Genomic DNA, 6,058 nt, shown 5'->3' with positions numbered 1-6,058 from the left:
CGGCTCCGCCGGGTCAGGCCGCCGTGGCCGTGGACGCCCCGACGAGCGGGGTCGTGGGGGTGCTGGCGTCGCCGGCCGTCCGCGAGGACAGCCGCCGCGAGAGCCGGGTGGCCGCCCAGGTGAGGAGGACGTTGATCACGATGAAGATCACCGCGGCCACCACGAGGGACTGCAGGATGTTGCCGTTGCCGGAGCCGAGCTGGCGGGCGTACTGCAGGAGTTCGAAGAAGCCGATGAGGTAGCCCAGCGCCGAGTCCTTGAGGATCACCACGAACTGGCTCAGCAGTGAGGGCAGCATGGCGATGAGGGCCTGGGGCACCTCCACGAGCCGCAGGGACTGCATGCTCGTCATGCCCACCGCCGCGGCCGCCTCGCGCTGGCCGCGCGGCAGCGAGCGCACCCCGGAGCGCACCAGCTCCGCGATCACGGACCCGTTGTACAGGGTCAGCGCCGCGATCACCGCGTAGTACGGGCCGTCCTGGGGCTGGATCGCCCCGGAGCGCGCGACCTGTGCGAACAGCTGGTAGAAGAACACCATCATCACGAGCACCGGCACGGCCCGGAAGAACTCCACGACGACGGCGGCCAGCCAGCGCACCGGGCCGACCGGGGCCAGCCGCAGGAAGCCGAACACCAGGCCGAACACCACGGAGGAGACCACGGCGATGCCCGCGGACTGCAGGGTGAACTGCAGGCCCGGCAGGTAATAGTTCCGCCACGCGTTGCCGTCGACGGCGGCCAGCCAGCGGCGGCCGGAGAGCTGGCCGGTGGCGTTCATCTGGATCAGCACGAGCACCGCCACGACCAACACCGCGGCGAGGGAGACGAGGTTGGCGAGGAGGATCCGCCGGCGGGCGATCGGACCCGGGGCGTCGAAGAGGACGGAGGCCTGGGCACTCATCGGGCCACCGCCCACTTCTCCGAGGCCCACGTGGTCAGCAGGCCGATGGGGATGACGATCAGGCAGAAGCCGATCGCGAAGGTCAGGAAGATCGCCACCATCACGTCCGGGCTGAACTCGATCATGCGCTTCATCAGGCCCGAGGCCTCCGCCACCGACGCCGCGGCGGCGACGGTGGTGTTCTTGGTCAGCGCGATCACGGTGTTGCCGAGCGGGGTGATGGCCCCGCGCAGCGCCTGGGGCAGGATCACGTGGCGGGCCGCGGGCAGGAAGCCCAGGCCGATGGAGCGGGCGGCCTCGGCCTGCCCGAGCGGGACGGTGTTGACGCCGGAGCGGATCGCCTCGCACATGAACGCCGCGTGGTAGAGCGAGAGCGCGATCACGGCGTAGATGAAGAAGTTCAGCGTGAAGTCGGACGAGAAGCTGACCTTCAGCTGCCCCCAGACGGCGAGCACGCCGAGCAGCATGATGATCGTCAGCGGGGTGTTGCGGACCACGTTGACGTAGCCGGTGCCGAGGGCGCGCAGCGAGGGGACGGGCGAGATGCGGAACAGGGCGAGCACCACGCCGAGGGCGAACGAGCCGAGGGTCGCGAGGAACGCGAGCCTGATGTTCGTCCAGAACGCGAGCGGGATGTCCGCGCCGTAGTCCGCGAGGAGCGAGGAGATCGATTCCATGTCTTCTCCGAGGGTCGGGACAGGGCTGACGGGCAGGGGAGCCGCCGGGCGGGCCGAGGGTGACGGTTCAGGTCACGCCCTCGGCCCACCCGGCGCAGGAGGCCGTCAGGCGCAGGGCTCGAACTCAGCGTCCTCGCCGGAGTTCAGCGTCTCGTCGTAGGTGTAGCCCGTGCCCTCGGTGTTGGACTCGAGGGCCTTCTTCCACTCGCCGGAGTCCTTCATCTCCTTGATCGCCTCGTTGATGTCCTCGCAGCGCTCCGAGTCCTTCGGCAGGCCGACGCCGTAGCGCTCCGTGGTGAAGGTGTTGCCGACGACCTTGAACTTGCCCTTGTTGGCGTCGGCGGCGGCCAGGCCCGCGAGGATGATGTCGTCCGTGGTCACGGCGTCCACCTGGCCGGACTCGAGGTAGGTCACGCATTCGGCGTAGCCGCCCTGCTCCACCAGGTTCACGCCGGAGGCGAACTGGTCCTTGATCTTCTGGGCCGAGGTGGAGCCGGTGACGGAGCAGAGGTTCTTCCCGTCGAGGGACTCGGGGCCGGTGATCGCGGTGTCGTCCGCGCGGACCAGCAGGTCCTGGCCGGCCACGAAGTACGGGCCCGCGAAGGCGACGCGCTCCTTGCGGGCGTCCGTGATGGAGTACGTCGCGAAGATCATGTCGACCTCGCCGTTCTCCAGGGCGTTCTCCCGGTTCGCAGACGGGGTCTGGACCCACTCGATGTCCTGCTCGGCCACGCCGAGCTTGTCCGCCACGTAGCGGGCCACGTCCGTGTCGAAGCCGGTGGGCTGGGCCGAGCCCTCGCGGTAGCCCAGGCCCGGCTGGTCGAACTTGATGCCGATGCGCAGGCTCTCGCCGGAGCCGGACGACGTCGACTCGCCGGCCGAGGACGAGCCGGCGGCGTCGCCACCGCCGCCCTGCGAGGACGACGGCGCGCAGGCGGTGAGGGACAGCGCGGCCGCGGCGGTGACGGCGGACAGGGTCAGGAGCTTCGTGCGGAGCATGGTGCTCTCCTCTGGTTCGGTGCGGTGGGGTGCGACGGGGGACGGGGTCAGTGCGCGAGGATCTTGCCCAGGAAGTCCTGGGCACGCTCGTGTCGGGGGTTCGTGAAGAAGGTGTCGGGGTCGGTGTCCTCGAGGATGGCGCCGTCGGCCATGAAGACCACGCGGTCCCCGGCCTTGCGGGCGAAGCCCATCTCATGGGTGACCACGACCATGGTCATGCCGCCCTCGGCGAGCTGGACCATGACGTCGAGGACCTCCTGCACCATCTCGGGGTCGAGGGCGGAGGTCGGCTCGTCGAAGAGCAGGGCCTTCGGCTCCATCGCCAGGGCACGGGCGATGGCCACGCGCTGCTGCTGCCCGCCGGAGAGCTGGGCCGGCATCTTCCTCGCCTGCTGGGCCACGCCCACGCGCTCGAGCAGCTCCATGGCGTGCCGCTCGGCGTCCGCCCGGCGCTTGCCCTTCACCTTGATGGGCCCGAGGGTCACGTTCTCCAGGATCGACTTGTGCGCGAAGAGGTTGAAGGACTGGAAGACCATGCCGATCTCGGCGCGCAGCTGGGCGAGCTCTCTGCCCTCGGTGGGGAGCGGCCGCCCGTCGACCAGGATGCGGCCGCCGTCGTCGTCGATGGTCTCGAGCCGGTTGATCGTGCGGCACAGCGTCGACTTGCCGGAGCCGGACGGGCCGAGGACGATCGCCACCTGGCCGCGCGGGATCCGCAGGTCGATCTGTCGGAGGGCGTGGAAGTCGCCGAAGTGCTTGTTGACGCCCTCGAGGACGATCAGGTCATCGCCCGCGGCACCGCGACGGCGCCGCACACCGGCCTCGTCGGGGAGGTGGGCGCCGTGGGGCTGCTCAGGCGTGATCTGCGTCATGCCAGTGGAATATAGCGCACGCCACACCCGGCGCGGTGCGCCGTGCGACGCCGGCCCCGGCGGCCCGCCGGCTCGTTAGGCTGGCGCCATGGCCCCACATGAGCACCCCTCGGGCGGCGACGTCGCCGCCAAGCCCCAGCGCGTCCGCCGCGGCGGGCAGGTCCTGCGCGGGGAGGCGGCGCGCACCCCCACGTTCGACCAGCTCCTCCTCGACGGCCGGCGGCCCGGCGACGCCGCACGCCCCGCCGCCGACGTCGCCTCGACGACGTCCGAGGCCTGGCGTGTCCTGCGCATCCAGGCCGAGTTCGTCGAGGGCTTCGGCACCCTGGCGGGGCTGGGTCCCGCGGTCTCCGTGTTCGGCTCGGCGCGCACGCCCGAGGGCAGCGCCGAGTACGTCCTGGCCCACGAGGTCGGGACCCGCCTGGCCCGGGCCGGGTACACGGTCATCACCGGCGGGGGGCCCGGCGCCATGGCGGCCGCCAACCGGGGCGCCCACGAGGCCGGTGGAGAGTCCGTGGGCCTGGGGATCGACCTGCCGTTCGAGACCGGTCTGAACCCCTGGGTGCACGTGGGGGTGGACTTCCGCTACTTCTTCGTCCGCAAGGTCATGTTCCTCAAGTACGCGCAGGGGTTCATCGTGCTGCCCGGCGGCCTCGGCACCCTGGACGAGCTCTTCGAGGCCCTCACCCTCGTGCAGACCGGCACCGTCACCCGCTTCCCCGTGGTCCTCGTGGACCGCGGCTTCTGGGGCCCGCTCGTGGACTGGATCCGCGGCACGCTCGTGGAGCGCGGCATGATCTCGCCCGAGGACCCGGACCTCGTCCAGCTCGTGGACACGGCCGAGGAGGCCGTCGCGTGCGTGCTCCGCTCGGCGGGGAGGGCCGACGGGTGAGCGGGCCGCAGGGGATCGTTCTCGTGGCCGTGCTCGTCGTCGTGCTGGGCGCCCTGGCCGCCTCCCTCGCGGGCCGGCTCACGCTCCGGGCCGACGACCCGGCCGGACGGACGCCCGGGCACCCCGTCCTGCTGCCGGAGCGGCCGCGCGCGGCGGATGTCGACCTGCTGCGGCTGGCCGTCGCGGTGCCCGGCTACCAGCGGGACCAGGTGGACGCCGTCCTGCTGCGGCTGCGGGACGCCCTCGCGCAGCGCGAGCACGAGGCGGCCGCACTGCGGGCCCGGCTGGCCGAGCTCGAGGCCGCCGACCCGTCCCGGAGCGATCCGGCGGCGCGCGCCTGAGTCGCGGGCCGGGCTCGGTGCAGGCCATCGTTTGGCGCGAGCACGCGGAATCCGCGATAATGGTGATGTGACCGGCCTCGCGCACGCCCGCGTGCGGGGGCGCCGGAGGCGTCCGGACAGTGCCCGCTCCCGCGGTCACCGGACGCCGTGACGGGAACATCATCCAGAAGGGAAGTCGCAATGGCCGCCATGAAGCCCCGCACCGGGGACGGTCCCATGGAAGTGACCAAGGAGGGGCGCAGCCTGATCATGCGCGTGCCGATCGACGGCGGCGGCCGTCTCGTGCTGGAGATCAACGCGGACGAGGCCCGCGAGCTCAAGGAGTGCCTCGAGGGCGTCATCCAGGCCTGAGCCCGGACCCCTTCGACGCGGATCAGCGGCGCACCGCGATCAGCACGCCCGTGCCGGAGGGGACGACGGCGGACAGCCAGTGCTCGTCCTCCCGGATGAGGCGGTCCACCGCCCGGGCGGACACGGTGGACTCGTCGCGCACGGCGGGCCGGGGAACGCGGTCCCCGTCGAGGGCGTCCACCACGACGAGCACGCCGCCGGGGGCGAGCATGCGCGCGGCCTGCTCGACGTCGAACTGACGCGCGGCCGGGTCCCCGTCCACCAGGACCATCTCATAGGCGCCGCTCGTGAGCCGGGGGAGGACGAGCCGGGAGCGCCCCGTGATCATGCGGGTGCGGCTCGTGGGCAGGCGGGCCTCCGAGAACGCCTCGCGGGCCGCACGCTGGGCCTCCGCGTCCGGGTCCACGGTGGTGAGGACCGTGCGCTCGGGCAGACCGCGCATCAGGGCGAGCCCCGAGACGCCGGCGCCCGTGCCCACCTCCACGACCGCCGCGGGGGCCCGTGTGGCCGCCAGCACCGTCAACAGGGCCGCCGTCCCCTCGCTCACCGGCGGCACGTCCAGCTCGGCGGCGCGCTCGCGGGCGCGCAGGACGACGTCGTCCTCGGTGGCCCGGCTCTCCGACCAGGCCCAGGACGCGTGCTTGTCGGTGGGCTGGGGCTGCAGGGCGCTCATGGCTGACTCCGGGACGACGACGGCGGGACCTCGCCCGCGGCACGGGCGACGCGGGCCAGTGTACGGGCCGGCACGCGGCCGCGACCCAGTGTTCTCCCAGGAGGCGGGCCGATGATGGGACACGGCACGAACCGGCTCCCGCCGTGCGGGAGGCCGTTCGCCGGACCGAGGACGCGAGGACCGAGGAGGTGGCCGCATGGGACGTCGACACACCCAGCGCCACATGGACGCCTACCTCGAGGGCTCCCTCCCCGCCGCGTCCCGGGCGCGCATCGCCCGCCACCTGGACCGCTGCCCCGAGTGCCGCGCCACCGTCCAGGCCCGGGCCCGCGTGCTCGACGCCGCCCGCACG

At 72.7% G+C, this 6,058-nt stretch carries 9 protein-coding genes; 4 read left to right on the top strand and 5 right to left on the bottom strand.

The annotated features are described in order from the left end of the window. Positions 1 to 13: 13 nt before the first annotated feature. From HMPREF3105_RS02240 to HMPREF3105_RS02225, 4 genes are all read right to left on the bottom strand, one after another. Positions 14 to 901 carry an amino acid ABC transporter permease gene (locus tag HMPREF3105_RS02240; protein ID WP_070708677.1) on the bottom strand — a complete coding sequence of 296 codons (888 nt, stop codon included), beginning with the start codon at positions 899 to 901 and terminating at the stop codon, positions 14 to 16. Next, a complete protein-coding gene (locus HMPREF3105_RS02235) occupies positions 898 to 1,578 on the bottom strand; it encodes an amino acid ABC transporter permease (RefSeq protein ID WP_036316476.1) in 681 nt (226 codons plus the stop codon). The genes HMPREF3105_RS02240 and HMPREF3105_RS02235 overlap by 4 nt, the downstream gene beginning before the upstream one ends. A 105-nt stretch (positions 1,579 to 1,683) precedes the next feature. Beyond that, positions 1,684 to 2,577 carry a glutamate ABC transporter substrate-binding protein gene (locus tag HMPREF3105_RS02230; RefSeq protein WP_041105310.1) on the bottom strand — a complete coding sequence of 298 codons (894 nt, stop codon included), beginning with the start codon at positions 2,575 to 2,577 and terminating at the stop codon, positions 1,684 to 1,686. A 47-nt stretch (positions 2,578 to 2,624) separates the two neighbouring features. Next, complete coding sequence (locus HMPREF3105_RS02225) at positions 2,625 to 3,359, bottom strand: amino acid ABC transporter ATP-binding protein (RefSeq protein ID WP_186299916.1); 735 nt, start codon at positions 3,357 to 3,359, stop codon at positions 2,625 to 2,627. Positions 3,360 to 3,537: 178 nt separating this feature from the next. Here HMPREF3105_RS02225 and HMPREF3105_RS02220 point away from each other — a divergent pair, with 178 nt between their 5' ends. From HMPREF3105_RS02220 to HMPREF3105_RS02210, 3 genes are all read left to right on the top strand, one after another. Beyond that, positions 3,538 to 4,341, top strand: coding sequence for an LOG family protein (locus HMPREF3105_RS02220; protein ID WP_070708675.1), 804 nt, complete (start codon positions 3,538 to 3,540; stop codon positions 4,339 to 4,341). Then, complete coding sequence (locus tag HMPREF3105_RS02215) at positions 4,338 to 4,682, top strand: cell division protein DivIVA (protein WP_070708678.1); 345 nt, start codon at positions 4,338 to 4,340, stop codon at positions 4,680 to 4,682. The genes HMPREF3105_RS02220 and HMPREF3105_RS02215 overlap by 4 nt, the downstream gene beginning before the upstream one ends. Before the next feature lie 180 nt (positions 4,683 to 4,862). Further along, a complete protein-coding gene (locus tag HMPREF3105_RS02210; RefSeq protein ID WP_002855133.1) occupies positions 4,863 to 5,033 on the top strand; it encodes a DUF3117 domain-containing protein in 171 nt (56 codons plus the stop codon). Positions 5,034 to 5,055: 22 nt separating this feature from the next. Here HMPREF3105_RS02210 and HMPREF3105_RS02205 read toward each other — a convergent pair whose 3' ends face one another. After that, positions 5,056 to 5,706, bottom strand: a complete 651-nt coding sequence (locus tag HMPREF3105_RS02205; RefSeq protein WP_036316483.1) for an O-methyltransferase — start codon at positions 5,704 to 5,706, stop codon at positions 5,056 to 5,058. Between the two features lie 196 nt (positions 5,707 to 5,902). Between HMPREF3105_RS02205 and HMPREF3105_RS13650 the strand changes: the two genes are divergently transcribed. Continuing rightward, on the top strand, positions 5,903 to 6,058 hold a 156-nt coding region (locus tag HMPREF3105_RS13650; protein ID WP_141762409.1), incomplete at its 3' end, for an anti-sigma factor family protein.

The sequence above is a fragment of the Micrococcus sp. HMSC31B01 genome (genome assembly GCF_001816085.1).
In the GTDB taxonomy this organism is placed as follows: Bacteria; Actinomycetota; Actinomycetes; order Actinomycetales; family Micrococcaceae; genus Micrococcus; species Micrococcus luteus.
Note: the sequence above shows the minus strand (reverse complement) of the source record. Positions and strands in the feature narration are given on the sequence as shown.